The 15,798-nt window shown below is 62.3% G+C and carries 15 protein-coding genes; 8 read left to right on the plus strand and 7 right to left on the minus strand.

The genetic code is table 11. The features are described 5' to 3' along the window. Positions 1–4: 4 nt before the first annotated feature. The 3 genes from NKI95_RS23875 (at position 5) to NKI95_RS23885 (ending at position 2,006) form a co-directional block, all read left to right on the plus strand. Positions 5–622 carry a hypothetical protein gene (locus NKI95_RS23875; protein WP_352719643.1) on the plus strand — a complete coding sequence of 206 codons (618 nt, stop codon included), beginning with the start codon at positions 5–7 and terminating at the stop codon, positions 620–622. Then, positions 577–750, plus strand: a complete 174-nt coding sequence (locus tag NKI95_RS23880) for a CPBP family glutamic-type intramembrane protease (RefSeq protein WP_502909235.1) — start codon at positions 577–579, stop codon at positions 748–750. The genes NKI95_RS23875 and NKI95_RS23880 overlap by 46 nt, the downstream gene beginning before the upstream one ends. 950 nt (positions 751–1,700) lie before the next feature. Beyond that, positions 1,701–2,006 carry a hypothetical protein gene (locus NKI95_RS23885; RefSeq protein ID WP_352719647.1) on the plus strand — a complete coding sequence of 102 codons (306 nt, stop codon included), beginning with the start codon at positions 1,701–1,703 and terminating at the stop codon, positions 2,004–2,006. Positions 2,007–2,276: 270 nt separating this feature from the next. Here NKI95_RS23885 and NKI95_RS23890 read toward each other — a convergent pair whose 3' ends face one another. Beyond that, positions 2,277–2,702: a TerB family tellurite resistance protein gene (locus tag NKI95_RS23890; protein WP_352719749.1), complete on the minus strand. Its 426-nt coding sequence runs from the start codon at positions 2,700–2,702 to the stop codon at positions 2,277–2,279. Positions 2,703–2,903: 201 nt separating this feature from the next. Here NKI95_RS23890 and NKI95_RS23895 point away from each other — a divergent pair, with 201 nt between their 5' ends. The 3 genes from NKI95_RS23895 to NKI95_RS23905 all read left to right on the plus strand — a co-directional run bounded on the left by NKI95_RS23895 (position 2,904) and on the right by NKI95_RS23905 (position 4,498). Continuing rightward, complete coding sequence (locus NKI95_RS23895) at positions 2,904–3,074, plus strand: hypothetical protein (protein WP_023676480.1); 171 nt, start codon at positions 2,904–2,906, stop codon at positions 3,072–3,074. 100 nt (positions 3,075–3,174) lie between these two features. Further along, entirely contained in the window at positions 3,175–4,002 is an 828-nt protein-coding gene (locus tag NKI95_RS23900; protein ID WP_352719649.1) for a helix-turn-helix domain-containing protein, read from the plus strand. Between the two features lie 73 nt (positions 4,003–4,075). Then, positions 4,076–4,498 carry a VOC family protein gene (locus NKI95_RS23905; RefSeq protein WP_352719651.1) on the plus strand — a complete coding sequence of 141 codons (423 nt, stop codon included), beginning with the start codon at positions 4,076–4,078 and terminating at the stop codon, positions 4,496–4,498. On the opposite strand, the gene NKI95_RS23910 is transcribed toward NKI95_RS23905, so the two are convergent. Continuing rightward, positions 4,495–5,964 carry a cobyric acid synthase gene (locus NKI95_RS23910; protein ID WP_352719654.1) on the minus strand — a complete coding sequence of 490 codons (1,470 nt, stop codon included), beginning with the start codon at positions 5,962–5,964 and terminating at the stop codon, positions 4,495–4,497. The two genes, NKI95_RS23905 and NKI95_RS23910, sit on opposite strands and share 4 nt — an antisense overlap. Before the next feature lies 1 nt (position 5,965). Beyond that, complete coding sequence (locus NKI95_RS23915; RefSeq protein ID WP_352719656.1) at positions 5,966–6,580, minus strand: dimethylsulfonioproprionate lyase family protein; 615 nt, start codon at positions 6,578–6,580, stop codon at positions 5,966–5,968. 137 nt (positions 6,581–6,717) lie between these two features. Between NKI95_RS23915 and NKI95_RS23920 the strand changes: the two genes are divergently transcribed. Together NKI95_RS23920 and mmsB are read left to right on the plus strand one after the other, a co-directional pair. Further along, positions 6,718–7,884 (plus strand): isobutyryl-CoA dehydrogenase, encoded by a 1,167-nt coding sequence (locus NKI95_RS23920; RefSeq protein ID WP_352719658.1) that lies wholly within the window; start codon positions 6,718–6,720, stop codon positions 7,882–7,884. A gap of 136 nt (positions 7,885–8,020) precedes the next feature. Further along, positions 8,021–8,905 carry a 3-hydroxyisobutyrate dehydrogenase gene (mmsB, locus tag NKI95_RS23925; RefSeq protein WP_352719660.1) on the plus strand — a complete coding sequence of 295 codons (885 nt, stop codon included), beginning with the start codon at positions 8,021–8,023 and terminating at the stop codon, positions 8,903–8,905. A gap of 363 nt (positions 8,906–9,268) precedes the next feature. Here the strand turns inward: mmsB and NKI95_RS23930 are convergent, their stop codons facing one another. From NKI95_RS23930 to NKI95_RS23945, 4 genes are all read right to left on the minus strand, one after another. Next, the gene (locus tag NKI95_RS23930) at positions 9,269–10,093 is read right to left on the minus strand and encodes a methyltransferase domain-containing protein (protein ID WP_352719662.1); all 825 of its coding nucleotides are present in this window, start codon (positions 10,091–10,093) and stop codon (positions 9,269–9,271) included. Positions 10,094–10,639: 546 nt separating this feature from the next. Beyond that, positions 10,640–12,019 carry an aspartate aminotransferase family protein gene (locus NKI95_RS23935; protein ID WP_352719664.1) on the minus strand — a complete coding sequence of 460 codons (1,380 nt, stop codon included), beginning with the start codon at positions 12,017–12,019 and terminating at the stop codon, positions 10,640–10,642. A 240-nt stretch (positions 12,020–12,259) separates the two neighbouring features. Beyond that, on the minus strand, positions 12,260–14,329 hold the full coding sequence (locus tag NKI95_RS23940) for a prolyl oligopeptidase family serine peptidase (RefSeq protein WP_352719665.1): 2,070 nt from the start codon (positions 14,327–14,329) through the stop codon (positions 12,260–12,262). Between the two features lie 96 nt (positions 14,330–14,425). Continuing rightward, entirely contained in the window at positions 14,426–15,586 is a 1,161-nt protein-coding gene (locus tag NKI95_RS23945; protein WP_352719667.1) for an MFS transporter, read from the minus strand. Positions 15,587–15,798 lie beyond the last annotated feature (212 nt).

Raw genomic sequence — 15,798 nt, forward strand, 5'->3', positions numbered from 1 at the left:
GTCATTGACAGCAAACGGTTATGAAAGGCGCGACGGGCCGGAGCCTGATCGGGTTCCTCCGCTGGCCCTGGGCGGCTCCGCTGCTCTGTTCGGCGCGGGTGCCCTGCTGCTGTTCCTGACAACGCGGGTAGCCGTCCCGGCGTTCGTCTCCGCCACGGGGGCAGAGCCTGTGGCGATGTGGTTCCTGGCCGCAAGCATCGTCCTTTTTGGCCCTCTGCTTCTCGCAGCTGCCCTGCTGTTGTATCGGGAACGGCGTCTGCCGGGGTCGTTGGCCGCGCGGCTATGGCTTCGCCCGATGAATGGCGGCGACTGGCTCTGGGCTGTTGGAGGGCTGGCGGCCGTCGGCGTGCTGACCGGCGGCATCGGCGGCGCGCTCCGGATGCTGCAAGACGGGGCGAATTTCAATCCCTCGTTCATGGCTTTCGAGCCGCTCGGTCCCGGCCGCTACTGGATCCTCGGCGCGTGGCTTCCGTTTTTTGTGCTGAACATCGTTGGGGAAGAGTTTGTCTGGCGGGGTTCGCGCTGCCGCGGCAAGAGATTGCTTTCGGCAGGCGAGCCTGGCTGGTCAATGGGATCCTGTGGTTGCTGTTCCACGCTGCCTTCCCCTGGCAAGTCCTGTTGACCCTTGTGCCGATCACGTTGCTGCTGCCCTATGTCGTCCAGCGGCGGCGCAGCACATGGGCCGGGATCGTTATCCACGCCGGGTTCGGAGCGATGGGCTTCCTGGTCCTGGCATTCGGGCTTGCTTAGCGCCCCCGACCTGCACCGGGCGATCGCGAAACGGCTGCAGACGGCAAGGTGTTAGAACTATTGGCGACTTCTTTGGATGGTGAGTAAAACAATGTCATTAAAAAATATGGTTGTTAAGTTCACGTCAACGGAGGATACAAGTATAAGTTTGGTCAATAAAATTGAGTCTAACTTAGGTGACAATTTTGGTGACGACGGTTTTATACAAGAAACAATAGAGATTCTTGCTAGATATAGGCCTGGTGGTGGAGAATTTCTTTTTGACGTCGAGTTTGTTAGAAAGCGACTGATTGAGACAATGTCGTATTTGGAAAGAAAGTCTCCAATGTAAACAGCCTGATAGACGTTGCGAATATTTCAGGAGAAAAGTTTTCCAACACAATCTGTGTTGGCGTGCAGTCGAAGGCTGCAGATAAAACGTTGTCTGAATTACGGTGACAATGCACTTTTTTGCTGTGGTCGCTATCGCCGTGTAGACTGACCGTATGGCTCGAGTTGCATTGCTGCGTCGCCGAAATCGGCATCTGGGCGTAGTGCCCGATGCAGAACCGTGTGCGGCTGATCCTGATGTCGGCCGGGCCAAAGCCTGAGGCGCGCTTGCCAAAATGCACCGTACGTCCGACACCCGATAGCGTTACGAATGTCAAAGGAGAACCGGCTGTCATCGTAGGCGGGACTGTTCGATTTGCCTGAAAGGCCGATAGTATCGGTTGGCCGGTCGGCAGCGACGCATTTTTAGACCGGATTGCCGAGCAAACCGGATAAGCTGTGAAACAGGAAAGACACGGCTGCCGGGAAAGGAAAAGTGCACTGTCACCGTAATTCTTATGTGAGTCTGGGGCCGGATGGTCCTGTCACTACGGGGACGACGGCGACGTTGGCGGGTGTGTGGAGAGGCTTTGATTTTGGTGGGCGTGTTGACCTGTCGCCCGATCCTGTGGGGGCGAAAGATGGTGACGATACTGAAGTGGATTGCCATCGCTGTACTTGGGCTGCTGGCATTGATGCATGCGGCACTGACTGCTTCACTGATCTGGCACATGTTCCGCTACGATGTACCCGGAGCTTGGATTGGGGAGCCCGAATTAGTCAGGCAATACCTGATTCCGCTGGCTTCCATTTTTGGTCTCTTGATACTGATGCGATACGCCAAGCCGACCGAAAGAAAGGCGTGCATCGCAGTTCTCGCTGCCGTTACTGTGTCCTTTGCGCTGTTTCTATTGTTGCATTTAACCGGTCGATTGACGATCAAATAGAGAGGACACCTGGGGCCCGCGCAGCGATTTTTGGCTGTTCTGCATGCTGATTTTTGCCTCTGATAGTGCTTCGCGCGGGTAGAATTTTGCGTTCGCGGCCTGCAAATTTTGTCATCGAATCCGGTTTGCGCGCACGAAATTTGGGCTCTCGCGGACAGTGGATTTTGCTCTTTCTCCGCTGCTTTTTTGTGTCGCTGTTTTGCTGCCCTGAGTGAACTTCCGTGAATTACGGTGACAGTGCACTTTTATCGCGTTCGCCCAGCTGATGCCTCAGTCTTGCGGCTTCACCACATCGACCGGACTGATGTCGAGCAGGTCGAGCGTGCGGCGCAACAGCTGCATCTCGCTCCCGGCAAGTTGCGAATCGGCCTTGGCGATCTCGGCCATGTGGCGGGCAAGCAGCTTGCGCCGCTCGACGTCGAGGTCGCGAAACTGGGCGACGGCCTGCGAGCCGTTGGTCTCGTAGCCGAACTCGTTGAGATATTCGATAACGCTGTCGATGCTGGTTTCGGGAATGCCGAAGGCGTCCCGGCAGATACGCCTGAAGGCGGTCATTTCGCTTTCGCTGACCGACCCATCGGCCAGGATCATGCGGAACAGCATCAGCAGCTCTGCCGACAGCACCGGATCGTCCGCGACTTTGCGCACGCCGGGATCGCCGTCGAAGATCGAGCGTATCTGGTCCAGCAATCCCATCGCCGTCAGCCCCTTCCGATTCGTCGGGAAGGTAGCGCGGAATCGGCTTGGCGCAAACGGGGTGCGCATGGTGGAACCCGCCATATTCTGTCGCCGGAAACTGCCGGCCAATCCGGCAAGCCGGCTGCGTGGGCTCATTGGTGTGTGACCGCGCGACTGATACTATGCCGCTGTACGAATCATGTTGAGGAGGGACCGAACATGAATCTTAGTGCGCCTACCCAGCTTATTTTCATCATATCCCTTGTCATCGCCATCATCGGCGTTCTCGCCGCGCTTGGCGTCCTTGCGTTCATCCCTTTGAATGCCGCGTGGATTGTCGTCATCGCCTACATCGTGCTGGCCGCGGGCTGCCTGATGCGCGGCGCTTAAACAATTCAGAATCTCCCCCAACTCGGAGCGCCCGGCCAAACCCCGGGCGCTTTTGATTCTGCAGGATGGTCTGTTAGAATTCCTGGACGAGGGAAAGCACATGCCCGCCAGCGAAGACGGCAGCCGCCACGACGGCCCAGGGCTCGATCGGTTCGAGATGGTGCGGCGCGCGCCCAGTCATCGGCTTCAGGGCGCCGTCACCGACATATGCGGCTTTCGCGAAACCATGCCAGGCCATTTCCGCGCCGTCGAATATGCCTCGCTGACCGTGCCGCTGGTCATCAGCTTTGCCGAACCTTTTGCCATCGGGCTTGGCAAGGACCCAAGCGACAATGACCGCTTCGCCAGTTTTGCCGCCGGCCTCTACGCCGGGCCGGTGGTGATCGAATCCTTCGGCGGCGCCTGCTGTGTGCAGATCAATTTCACCCCGCTCGGCGCCCGTCGCTTCTTCGGACGGCCGATGAGCGAACTGACCGAACGCATGGTCGGCCTGGATGACGTTCTCGGCGTTGAAGGCATCGCGCTGCGCGAAAGGCTCGGCAATGCGCCGGATTGGAGTGCACGCTTTGCCATCGCCGAGGCCTTCGTCGCGAACCGGTTGGCAACCGCAGGCCGCACTCAAGCCGAAATGGTCTGGGCCTATGAGACGATCGTCTCGACGCGTGGGCGGACCCGCATCTCGACGCTGGCCGAAAAGCTTGGCTGGAGCCGCAAGCATCTTACCGGAAAATTTTCGGACGCGGTCGGAACCGGCCCAAAAACGCTGTCGCGAATTGTCCGCTTCAACCATGCGCTTGGCCTGTCGAGACAGGCCAACAGCGATTGGGCCGACATTGCCGCCGACTGCGGCTATGCCGACCAGGCGCATCTGGTGCGGGAGTTCCGCGACCTCGCAGGCGTCACGCCAACCACTGTCGCCGTGAGGTAACATTTCTTCAAGACGCGCAACCGGCCTTCGCGCAGACTGGGTTGATCGACCAACCCGCTGAAGGAGATCAGCCATGCCGAACACCACCGAACCACCGCGGCTTTATCCGGCGTTGCGCTACAGGAATGCCGGCAAAATGATCGATTGGCTGTGCGAGGCCTTCGGCTTCAGCGTCCGCGCCCGCTATGGCGAAGGCGACGTGGTACACCATGCCGAACTCGCATTCGGCTCCTCGATCATCATGCTCGGCACGGCGCGCGACGATGCCTATGGCAAGATGGTCGGCGCGCCGGGTTCGGGCGGCGGCAAGTCGATCTACGTTGCGGTCGCTGACGCAGACGCGGCATATGCGCGGGCAAAGACCGCCGGCGCCGAGATTCTGGAAGAACTCACCGACCGCGACTATGGCAGCCGCGAATTCATCTGCCGCGATCCGGAAGGCAATGTCTGGTCGTTCGGCACCTACTGGCCGAAGGCTGACGGACCCGCCAGCTAACGCGCCAGCCGGAAAATCGCGTCGCAGTCGAGGTGGGTTTCCAGTTCGGCTGCGATCTCGTCGAGTGCCCGTTCGACCTCGGCGCGGTAGTCGATGCCGCCGCCCTTGACGCCGAGGCTTTCGAGGAATTTCGCCCGGAAGGCATCGGCGGAAAACAGCCCGTGCATATAGGTGCCTAATACCTTGCCGTCGACCGAGATAGCGCCGTCATCGATGCCGTTGATAACGGCGGACGGCCGCAGCATATCCGGACCGGTGGTGCGGCCGAGATGGATCTCGTAGCCCTCGAGCGGCAGATCGAATTGCACCGAGCGCGCGCTGACGTTGCGCACCGTCTTTTCCGGCTCCATCACCGTTTCGACGTCGAGCAGCCCGAGGCCTTGCGTCTCGGTAGCGCTGCCCTCGACGCCGTCGGGATCGCGCACGATATGACCGAGCATCTGGAAGCCGCCGCAAATGCCGACGATATGGCCACCGCGTTTCCTGTGCGCGGCAAGGTCGCGGTCCCAGCCGTTCTCGCGGAATTTCAGGAGATCGCCGATCGTCGACTTCGAGCCGGGAATGACCACCAGACCTGCATCCTGCGGCAGGCGCTGGCCAGGCGGCACGAACACCACCTCGACCTGCGGTTCGGCCTTGAGCGGGTCGAGGTCGTCGAAATTGGCGATGCGCGAGAGCACCGGCACGGCGATCTTCAGCGCGCGCTTCTCGCCGGACGACAGCCGTTCGAGCACGACGGAGTCTTCCGACGGCAGCCGCGCCGCCGCCTTCAGCCACGGCACGACGCCAAAACAGCGCCAGCCGGTGAATTTTTCGATCGCCTCGATGCCATCGTCGAACAGCGAGATATCGCCGCGGAACTTGTTGATGAGATAGCCGACGATCATGCGGCGGTCCTCGTCCGGCAGGATCAGGTGGGTGCCCGCGACCGAGGCGATGACGCCGCCGCGATCGATATCGCCGACCAGGATCACCGGCACGCCGGCGCGCGTCGCAAAGCCCATATTGGCAATGTCGCGGCTCCTGAGATTGATTTCGGCCGGCGATCCCGCGCCCTCGACAATGACCAGATCGGCGCCCTTGCCAACCTTTGCCCAGGAGTCCAGCACCGCATCCATAAGCCGGCCCTTCAGCGCCTGGTAGTCGCGCGCCCGCGCCTCGCCGAACACCTTGCCCTGCACGACGACTTGAGCGCCGACATCGGTCTGCGGCTTGAGCAGCACCGGGTTCATGTGGATGGTGGGCGGCACGCCGCAGGCGATCGCCTGCAGCCATTGGGCGCGGCCGATCTCACCGCCGCCTGAAACGCCGGGAATATCGGCGACGGCCGCGTTGTTCGACATGTTCTGCGGCTTGAACGGCCGCACTTTCAAGCCACGCTTCTTCGCCGCGCGGCAGAGGCCGGCGACGAGCACCGTCTTGCCGACATCCGAACCCGTGCCCTGCAGCATGATCGCCTTGGCCATATCAGCCCCTGCCCTGCGCAACGGTTCCGGTGATCGTCGACTTGGCCGCCAGTGGCCCACCGCGCCAGAGATAGAGCGCCAACAGCGGCTCCCTGCAGGTGCGCATGGCGTGGCTGACGTCAGAGGCATGGTGGATCACCTCGCCCGCCGATCGAAGGTGAAAACCGCCATCGCCCATGCGCCATTCGGCGCCGCCGGTCAGCGGGATGTAGATCTCCTCCGCGACGTGGTGGTGATCGGGGTAGACGATGTCGGGTCCAAGGATCAGCAGACCGCCGGCGACCTCTTCATTGACGAAATGGCCGCGTGTGCCGAACACCTCCAGCCAGCCGTAATTCTCCATGAAAATCCTGCCGAAATCCGCTTCACCATAGGTCTGGCCCCAGCGCAGATCGCCGCGACGCCCCGCAACCAGCCGCGCCAGCGGCTTGGCCGCAGCGGGAGCGAGTTCGACGATCCGGTCGAGCTGGACGAGACAAGGCAGTGCATGCGGCTCGAGCGGCCGGGCCGGCATGTCCCAGCCGATCCGGGCCACGGCGTCGCGCACCAGCGCATCGTCGAACGTCTGGAGATAGGCATGGAAGCGTCCAAGCAGTTCGTCGAAATTTGTCGTCACACTTTGCTCCAAAGCGCATCCGCGCACAGCGGCTGAGCAGACGGTCGGGTTGCGCGGCGGCATCATTGGTCTAGATTGGACTGAGCGCAAAGCCAAAAACGACAGGCCAGAAGGCCGGAAACATCAGGGAGCACGCCATGGACGCCGCTGTCGATGCGGGCACCAGCCAGTTCGAACTCAACGAGGACCAGCGCGCCATCCAGGAGATGGCCGAGGCCTTCGCCGCCGACCGTGTGGCGCCGAACGCACTCGACTGGGATCGCAACAAATATTTCCCCGCCGATGTGATCCGCGAGACAGGCCCTCTCGGCCTTGGCGGCATCTATGTCCGCGACGATGTCGGCGGCTCGGGACTCGGCCGGCTCGACGCCGTGCTGATCTTCGAGGCGCTTTCGCGCGCCGATCCGGCGTTTTCCGCCTTCATCTCGATCCACAACATGGTGGCATCGATGATCGACCGCTTCGGCAACGACGAACAGCGCCGGCGCTTCCTGCCCAAACTGACCTCGATGGAATGGCTCGCCAGCTACTGCCTGACCGAGCCGAGCTCGGGCTCGGATGCGGCGGCGCTGAAGACGCGCGCGACAAAGAGCGGCAGGGACTATGTGCTGAACGGCGCCAAGCAGTTCATCTCCGGCGCAGGCGACAGCGATCTCTATGTCGTCATGGCGCGCACCGGCGCCGACGGGCCGAAAGGCATTTCCACCTTCGTCGTGCCGAAGGATGCGCCCGGCCTTTCCTTCGGCGCCAACGAGCACAAGATGGGCTGGCACATGCAGTCGACGCGCCAGGTCGTTTTCGAGGATTGCAAGGTGCCGGCGGAAAACCTGCTCTCAGTCGAAGGCGCCGGCTTCGGCATCGCCATGGCCGGGCTGGACGGCGGCCGCTTGAACATCGCCGCCTGCTCGCTCGGCGGCGCGCAATCGGCACTCGACAAGGCGCTCGCCTACACCGCCGAGCGCAAGGCTTTCGGGTCGAAGATCAACCAGTTCCAGGCGCTGCAGTTCAAGCTCGCCGACATGGAGACCGAACTGCAGGCAGCGCGCATTTTCCTCTACACCGCCGCTTCGAAGCTCGACCGCAAAACACCGGATGCCTCGAAATGGTCGGCTATGGCCAAGCGCTTCGTCACCGACACCGGCTTCAACGTTGCCAACGACGCCCTGCAACTGCATGGCGGCTACGGCTATCTGCATGATTACGGCATCGAGAAGCTGGTGCGCGACCTGCGTGTCCACCAGATCCTCGAAGGCACCAACGAAATCATGCGCGTCATCATCGCTCGCGCCCTGATCGGACGGTAAGGCAGTAGGCAGAAAGATGACCGCCAAGACCAAGGGCATCGGAAAAATGCTTCGCCAACTTATTAGCAAACTTGCGCCCGAATAGGTCGCCTACTGCCTACTGCCTACTGCCTTACCCAAACCACGGAGCGCCATTATGACCACCATCGCCTTCATCGGCCTCGGCAATATGGGCAATCCGATGGCCGCCAACCTGGTCAAGGCCGGGTACGCCGTGCACGGCTTCGACCTGGTGCCGGAGAACCTCGTCATCGCCAGGGAGCACGGCGTCGTCATCATGGCCAATGCCGTTGCGGCGGTAAAGGATGCCGATGCGGTCATCACCATGCTGCCGGCCGGCAAGCATGTGCTGTCGGTTTACGCAGACATCGCGGCCAAGGCGAAAAAAGGCGCGCTGTTCATCGATTCCTCGACCATCGACGTCGAGTCGGCCCGAAAGGCCCATGCCATCGCCGCCAAGCATGGCTTGCTGACGATCGACGCGCCAGTCTCCGGCGGCACCGGCGGTGCGGCGGCCGGCACGCTGACCTTCATGGCCGGCGGTTCGAAGGACGCCTTCGCCAAGGCCGAACCAATCCTCAAGCCGATGGCCGGCCGCATCGTTCATTGCGGCGACGACGGCGCCGGACAGGCGGCGAAGATCTGCAACAACATGATTTTGGGCATTTCGATGATCGGCGTTGCCGAGGCCTTCGTGCTGGCGGAAAAGCTCGGTCTGTCGCACCAGGCGCTGTTCGACGTCGCCTCGACCTCGTCCGGCCAGTGCTGGTCGCTGACCACCTACTGCCCGGTGCCAGGCCCTGTGCCAACATCGCCCGCCAACAATGGCTATAAGCCCGGGTTTGCAGCGGCACTGATGCTGAAGGACCTGAGACTGTCGCAGGAGGCCGCACAGAGCGTCGGTGCGGTAACGCCGCTCGGCGCCGAGGCAGCCCAGCTCTATGCGCTGTTCAACGCACAAGGCAATGCCGGTGCGGATTTTTCCGGCATCATCAATTTCCTGCGCGGTGACCCTGCGTAAGCTCCACTTTCGCAGGTTTTCTATCTGCCCAAAGCGGAAAGTCGGCAAATTTAGGTTTGCTTAAGCTCTTGCTAACCCTGCAGTAACGATGTGGGTTTAAAACGGATTGCGAGGCGGACATCCGCCCGGCGCTCCGGATCAGGTCTCGCGTACCGGAGCCCGTAAGTTTCGCCGTAAGTTTCGCAAGTGTATTGTTGGCGAAGCGCCATGCGTATCTGGCAAAGCCGCGTTCCGATGGGGCGCGGTTTTTGCGTTTCGGACCCTTCAAGGACAGTGAGACGATCGCCCTGGCGCGACTCCAGATGATCGTCGGCCTCGTGGCGGCGGTCCTGACCTACGTTGACGACCGGCGCGTGAGCTGCGCTACTTGCGTGCGAGCAAGACGTGAGCCTCTTGGGGGAATATCAGCTCCCCTCCAGTTGAATAGATTGTCAGTGAAGAACTTACATCAGCCGTGATCGCTGCGATGATTGCGTCCCGATGTCCGGCCTCCATTCCGCTGACCAGCCCAGCCTGCGGAGTCGCTGCCAGCTGTAATCGCACGTATTGCTTTGACGAGGGGAACCGGATGTTCTGTGTCGTCGTGTGGATGGTCACCTGACGAAATCCCGCCCCGGCCACCAATCGGTAAAGCTCGTCGGCATCGGCGAGTGAATGCTCGGACCGTTTCGTTGCCGAAGCGCCCGGACCGAGGTGTCGATCCAAGGCATCCGCCAACGCCTTGGCCGCGGGAGTGTGCTCGATAGCGCTGAAAACGTTTAAGACCAGTCGGCCGTCAGGCACCAGAACCCGGAACATCTCACGTAGCGCACTCGATCGGTCCGGAAAAAACTGCAGTCCGAGCTGGCAAAGAACCAAATCAAAGGTGGAGTCAGGGAACGGCATTTCGAGCGCGCTTCCCTCGTGCCAGTCGATATGCGGTCCAGCACCTCTCGGGAGCGAGCGAGCAACGGCAAGCATGCCCGTGTTGATGTCGAGGCCGACGACCTGCCCATTTCCCATACGCTCGGCCGCCGAGCGTGCCACCACGCCGGTGCCGCAAGCTACGTCCAGAATCCGCTCACCAGATTGAGGCGCAGCACGATCCAAAAGGTCGGCAGCCCACTGGGATGTGATTGCCGGGACCAGGTAGCGCTCGTAGAGTTCCGCAGCGCTGCCTTCCAGCTGCCACTGCTCTTGCTGGGCCATAGCGTCCCTCCCGGACCAGCCGTTCGGGCAACGGGCCGATCGGCGCTTCAAGCAGCCATCTTAAAGCACGTGTCTGTCAACTAGCAACCGGACCGGGAGACATGGATACAGAGCAGATCGCTAGGACGATCCGCCCGCCACCCTAACGAGACCTTTACTGCTGCTCGTTTCCATCGACGAGACGAATGGCAACGTTCCACCCACAGCCGAATCCAAACCGAGGCACCATTCGCCTTTCGGATCACTTGTTGAAGTCGACAGGACACGAACTCTTGGCCGCCGACAGTGAGGCTGTGCAACCGCCATTCGAGATCGCGGTCGGGCGGTGCGCCCGTGTCCGCGATCCTTTCGGCAACATAGTTGTGATCTTGGACCAATCGAAAGGGATGTTGGTCACTGACGCGAAGGGGCACGTCATCGGTGTCAAGGCGGGCCAGTGATCACGCGTGGTCGTCGATTACCCCCAACAGCCTCGCCTGGCGAACTCTTCGCCATAAAGCGGCATTCAAACTCCGGGCGCCCGATTACCGGACGCCCCGCGATCGTTCACCGCTTGCGCAGATCTGCTTCCGCCAGATCGAGCGCCCTGGCGATGCGGTCGCAGGCGATGTCGATCGTCTCGCGCGTCCAGATCAGCGGCGGCGACAGGATCATCGTGTCGCCGGTGGCGCGCAGCATCATGCCCTGGGCAACTGCATGGTCGCGGACAAGCACGGCCGCGCTGCCGGCCGGCAGGAAGCGCTCCTTGGTTGCCTTGTCCTTGACGATCTCGATCGCTCCCATCAGCCCGAACGAGCGCACCTCGCCGACCAGATCGTGGCCGCCGAGACGTTCCTGCAAAGCCCTGGCGAAGTAAGGCCCGGTATCGTTCCTGACGCGCTCGACCAGACCTTCGCGCTCGATGATCTCGAGGTTCTTCAGCGCCACCGCGCAGGCCACCGGATGCCCGGCATAGGTGTAGCCGTGATAGAATTCGCCGCCCTTTTCGACCAGCGTTGCCGCGATGCGGTCGCCGACCAGCAGCGCCGACAGCGGCTGATAGCCAGAGGTCAGCGCCTTGGCCGTGGTGATGGTGTCGGGCTCGACATCGAAGGCCTGTGCGGCGAACCACTCGCCGGTGCGGCCATAGCCGGTGATGACCTCGTCCAGCATCAGCAGGACATCGTATTTGCGGCAAATGCGCTGCACTTCCGGCCAATAGCTCATCGGCGGGATCTTCACCCCGCCTGCCCCCATCACCGGCTCGCCGATGAAGGCGGCCACCTTATCGGCGCCGGCTTCGAGGATCGCGTCCTCGACGGCCTTTGCCGCGCGCAGGCCGAAATCATGGTCGCTTTCGCCGGGCAGTGCGAGCTCGTACGCATAGGGCATCATTACATGGACGATGTTGGGCACGGCGCCGCCGAGCTGCTTGTGCATCAAATCCATGCCGCCGAGCGAGGCGCCGGCGATGGTCGAGCCGTGGTAGCCCATCTTGCGTGAGATGATGCGGTTCTTCTCGGGCCTGCCTTCCAGCACCCAATAGTGACGGACCAAGCGCAGCGCCGTGTCGTTGGCCTCCGAACCGGACGAGCCGTAGAACACCTGGTTGATATGCTTCGGCGCGATCTCCGCCAGTTTCTTGGCAAGCAGAACCGGCGTCGGCGTCGAGCATTTGAAGAAGGAGTTGTAGTAGGGCAATTCCTTCATCTGGGCGTAGGCGGCGTCGGCCAACTCGTCGCGGCCATAGCCGACATTGACGCACCACAGCCCGGCCATGCCGTCGAGGATTTCCGTCCCTTCGGAATCGTAGATGAACGGCCCGTTGGCGTGGGTGATGATGCGCGAGCCGGTCTCGCGCATCTCCTTGTGGTCGGTGAACGGATGAAGGTGATGCGCGGCATCGATCTGCTGAAGCTGCTTCAGCGAATAATTCTGGTAGGTCATGTCTGATCTTTCCTCTTGAACCAATCCGGCAGCTTTTGCGCCGGGGCGGATTCGTCAGAGGACAGCGGGCGGCGAATAGCCGATGCGGGCGCAGAGCCGCAATAGCTCGGCGCGAAGCGTGCGTGACGACGGCGTCACCGCCACCCCAAATGCGCAACCCGATTTCGCCAGCCGAGCCATGCATGTACCTTAGGCTGCCTCCAGCCCTCAGTTCAAGCCGTGCCGGTCAAGCGACGCCGGTCAATTGGTGCCAGTCAGGGCCCGTTGCAGGAAGACGTACTTCATCGCCGCCTGTGCGGCCTGCGGCCGCCGATCGCCGCGTCCACCATGGCCGCCCTCGGTCTCCTCGAAGAACAGCGTCTTGCCGTGGCCGGCCGCCTGCAGCCGTGCCGCCATCTTGCGGGCATGCCCGGGATGGACGCGATCGTCGGCGGTCGAGGTCGTCAGCAACACCGGCGGATAGGCTGCATCCGTGTCTACATGCTGGTAGGGCGAATAGGCGGCGAGCCAGGCTGCCTCTTCCGGTTTCGCCGGATCGCCATACTCGGCCATCCACGACGCGCCGGGCGGCAGCTCGGTGTAACGCAGCATATCGAGCAGCGGCACGTCGATGATCACCGCGCCGAATAATTCCGGGCGCTGCGTCAGCGAGACGCCGGTCAGCAAGCCACCATTCGATCCGCCCTGGATGCCCAGCGTGGCCGGTGTGGCGATGCCGCGTTTGACCAGATCTTGCGCGACCGCGGCGAAATCGTCGAAGGCATTCTGGCGATTGGCCTTGAGCGCGGCCTGGTGCCAGTTCGGGCCGAACTCGCCACCACCGCGGATATTGGCCTGCACAAAGGCATTGCCCTTCTCCAGCCACAGCCTGCCGCGCACGCCGGCATAGCCGGGCAGCAGCGGCACTTCGAAGCCGCCATAGCCGTAAAGCAATGTCGGCACGGGTCCATCCAAGTCGCGCCGCCTGACGACGAAGTACGGGATCATCGTGCCGTCCTTCGAGCGTGCCTCGAACTGTTCGGAGACCAGGGACGACGCGTCGAAGCGCGCCGGCTGCGATTTCACCGGTGCCAGCGTCGCGGCATTGTCGTCCGACCAGATGATCGAGCTCGGCGTCAGGAAATCGGTGAAGGAAAAGGAGACGCTGGAGCCGAAATGCTCGGCATGGCTGATACCGACATTGCCGTTTTCGGGCAACGCCACGGGCTTGAACTCCCAGCCGCTGTCGCTGCGTTCGCCGGCGATGACCTTGCCGCGCACATTGTCCATCAAATTGATGAACAGCCGGTCCTGCGTGCGGGCAATGCCGGCAATCGAGACACGGTGCGCCGGCTCGAGCACGGTATCGATGGATCCGAATAGCCCGGTTTCGATCCAGCGCTCGAAATCGAGTGAATAGAGCCCGTCGGGCTTGCACAGCGTGCCGTCCGGCGCCGTCCATGGGGAACGCACGCCGAAGACAAGCTGGCCCTTGAACAGCGCTGTATCGGTGACGTCGTCCGGCAACGGGATGCGCCTGTTTTCGCCGGAAGGCAGCCGCAGGAAACTGTGCGAGGCGAAGAAGTCGAGGGTCCGGGCGAGGAAGACATGACGCTTATCGCCGTCGAATTCGACGGACCCGCCGGCGGCAAGATCCTGCTTCAGCGCCTGGAAGATCGGCATCGCCGCTTCCAGTGGCGTGCCGCGCCGCCAAAGCTTGACCACGCGCGGATAACCGGACTGGGTCTTGTCGTCCTCCTCGAAGGCGGCGGCAACGATAACTGTGTCCTCGTCCAGCCAGCTAAAGCTCGATTTCGAGGCAGGAGCCCGAAAACCGCCATCGACGAAGGACCTGCTTTCGATATCGAATTCGCGCATCTCGCTGGCATCGCCGCCATCCGGCGACAGGCTGAGCAGGCAGCGGCTGAAGTCGGGATAGAGCCGGCTCGCGCCGCTGAACACCCATTTCACCCCCTCTTCCGCCGCCAGGCTGTCGAAGTCGATGATCGTCTGCCATTCCGGCTTGTCGGTCTTGTAGGATGCGACCGTGGTGCGCCGCCAGAGGCCGAGTACGTTCGTCCGGTCCTGCCAGAAATTATAGACATAGCCGTTGATAGCGGCACCGACGGCGATGTTATCCTCGGCAGTCATCAGGTCGAGCGCGGTCTCGAACGAGGTCTGATAGGACGGATCACGCTGCAGCTCCCCGACCGTGATCGCATTTTGGCGATGCACCCAGTCGAGCGCCTGCTTGCCTCGTCTGTCCTCCAACCAGAGAAACGGATCTTCGGCCGCCGAATCCGGCTGGCCCTTGGTATTCGATTTGGTCATGAGGTCTCCGGTTGAGTCGGACGTCGGTACCGCCCAGATCGACATGGGGCCGCTTATATTCAAGTCATCGCGTCAGGAACGGCAACCTTCTGGCATTCACACCATCCGCCTTCGAATAGCGGTTACAACCGCCAGCGCCAGGCAAATGGCACCGAGCGTCATCGGCAGACCGCCTGCCCCAAGGACATCCATGGCGCTGCCCGCCAGCGGCGGCACGGCGATCCCGCCGACGCCCCACATCAGCGAGAAGGCGGCGTTGCCGGCGACCAGTGCCGAGCCGGTGAACCGCTCGCCGAGCTCGATGATCGACATTGTGTAAATCCCGTAGGAAACCGCGCCCCAGATGAAGACGCATGGCCAGATCAGCGGCGTCTCGATGAGAACCGGCAACAGCACGCATCCGAGCACCGTCACCGAAACACAGATGAACCGCACCAGCCGCGCCGTCAGCCGTTCCGCCAACAAGCCGAGCGGCACCTGCATAGCGATATTGCCGGCGATCATCACTGACAGCAGCGCCGACATGCGCGCTTCGGCGATGCCGTAATGTGTTCCATAGACCGGCAGTAAGGCGAGCACCGCCTGTTCAAAACCGGCGGCCACGACGACCGCCGATAACAACAGCCAAGCCTGCGGCACGAATCCCAGGACCGAAACCCGGTGCCCGCTCTCGTCGACCTTCGGCAGCCGTGCCAGCACAGAGGCTAGGCAGGCGCCGCAAAACAGGAAAGCGCCGATGCCGACCAGAAACGGCGGCCATCCCACGGTGCCGACCGCAAGCAGGCAAAGCGGCCCCGCCGCAAAGCCCGCCGAAATGATCGTCGAATAGATGCCCATGACGCGGCCGCGGCGTTCCGGCGGCGCCAGTGCGATCACCCAGACTTCGCTCAGCACGTAGAGCGGGTTGGTGACGGCGCCGATCAAAAAGCGCAGCGGAAACCACAGATAGACATTTTGCGTCCAGCCGATCAGCGCCAGCACCAGCGCGGAAAGTGCCGCGCAAATAAGCGCGGTGCGCCCTGCCCCGAAACGGCGCGCCAACGCCGGAACGAGCGGCGAAGAGACGATGAAGCCGATCGGCGTCATTGCCGCCGACAGTCCGATCATGGCCGGCGAGACGCCCTGGCGCTGCAGGATGAAGCTCAACAGCGGATAGCTCAGCCCTTGCGCGATGGCGAACACCGAGACGGTGGCGATCACGCCGGTGATCGCCGCCCATTGCACTGTCTCGCCGCTGCTTTGTTCCGCCCGCGCCATGATCCACACCAAATATCGGGCTGCAGCATTAGCGTTTCGGTTCCGTCACAGTAAGCACCGGCAACGAAAACCGCTTGCGCCAGCCGGAACGCGATCAAGAGGCTGACGATCCCGCCGGCTGCCCCCAGGGCATGTCGCTTCCCTCGTCCTAGTGGTCGCCGCCTCCGCAATGGCCGGCCAGCCGGCAGTCCATTATGCCGCCGCATTGCCGC

The sequence above is a fragment of the Mesorhizobium sp. M0306 genome (genome assembly GCF_040321655.1).
GTDB lineage: Bacteria > Pseudomonadota > Alphaproteobacteria > Rhizobiales > Rhizobiaceae > Mesorhizobium.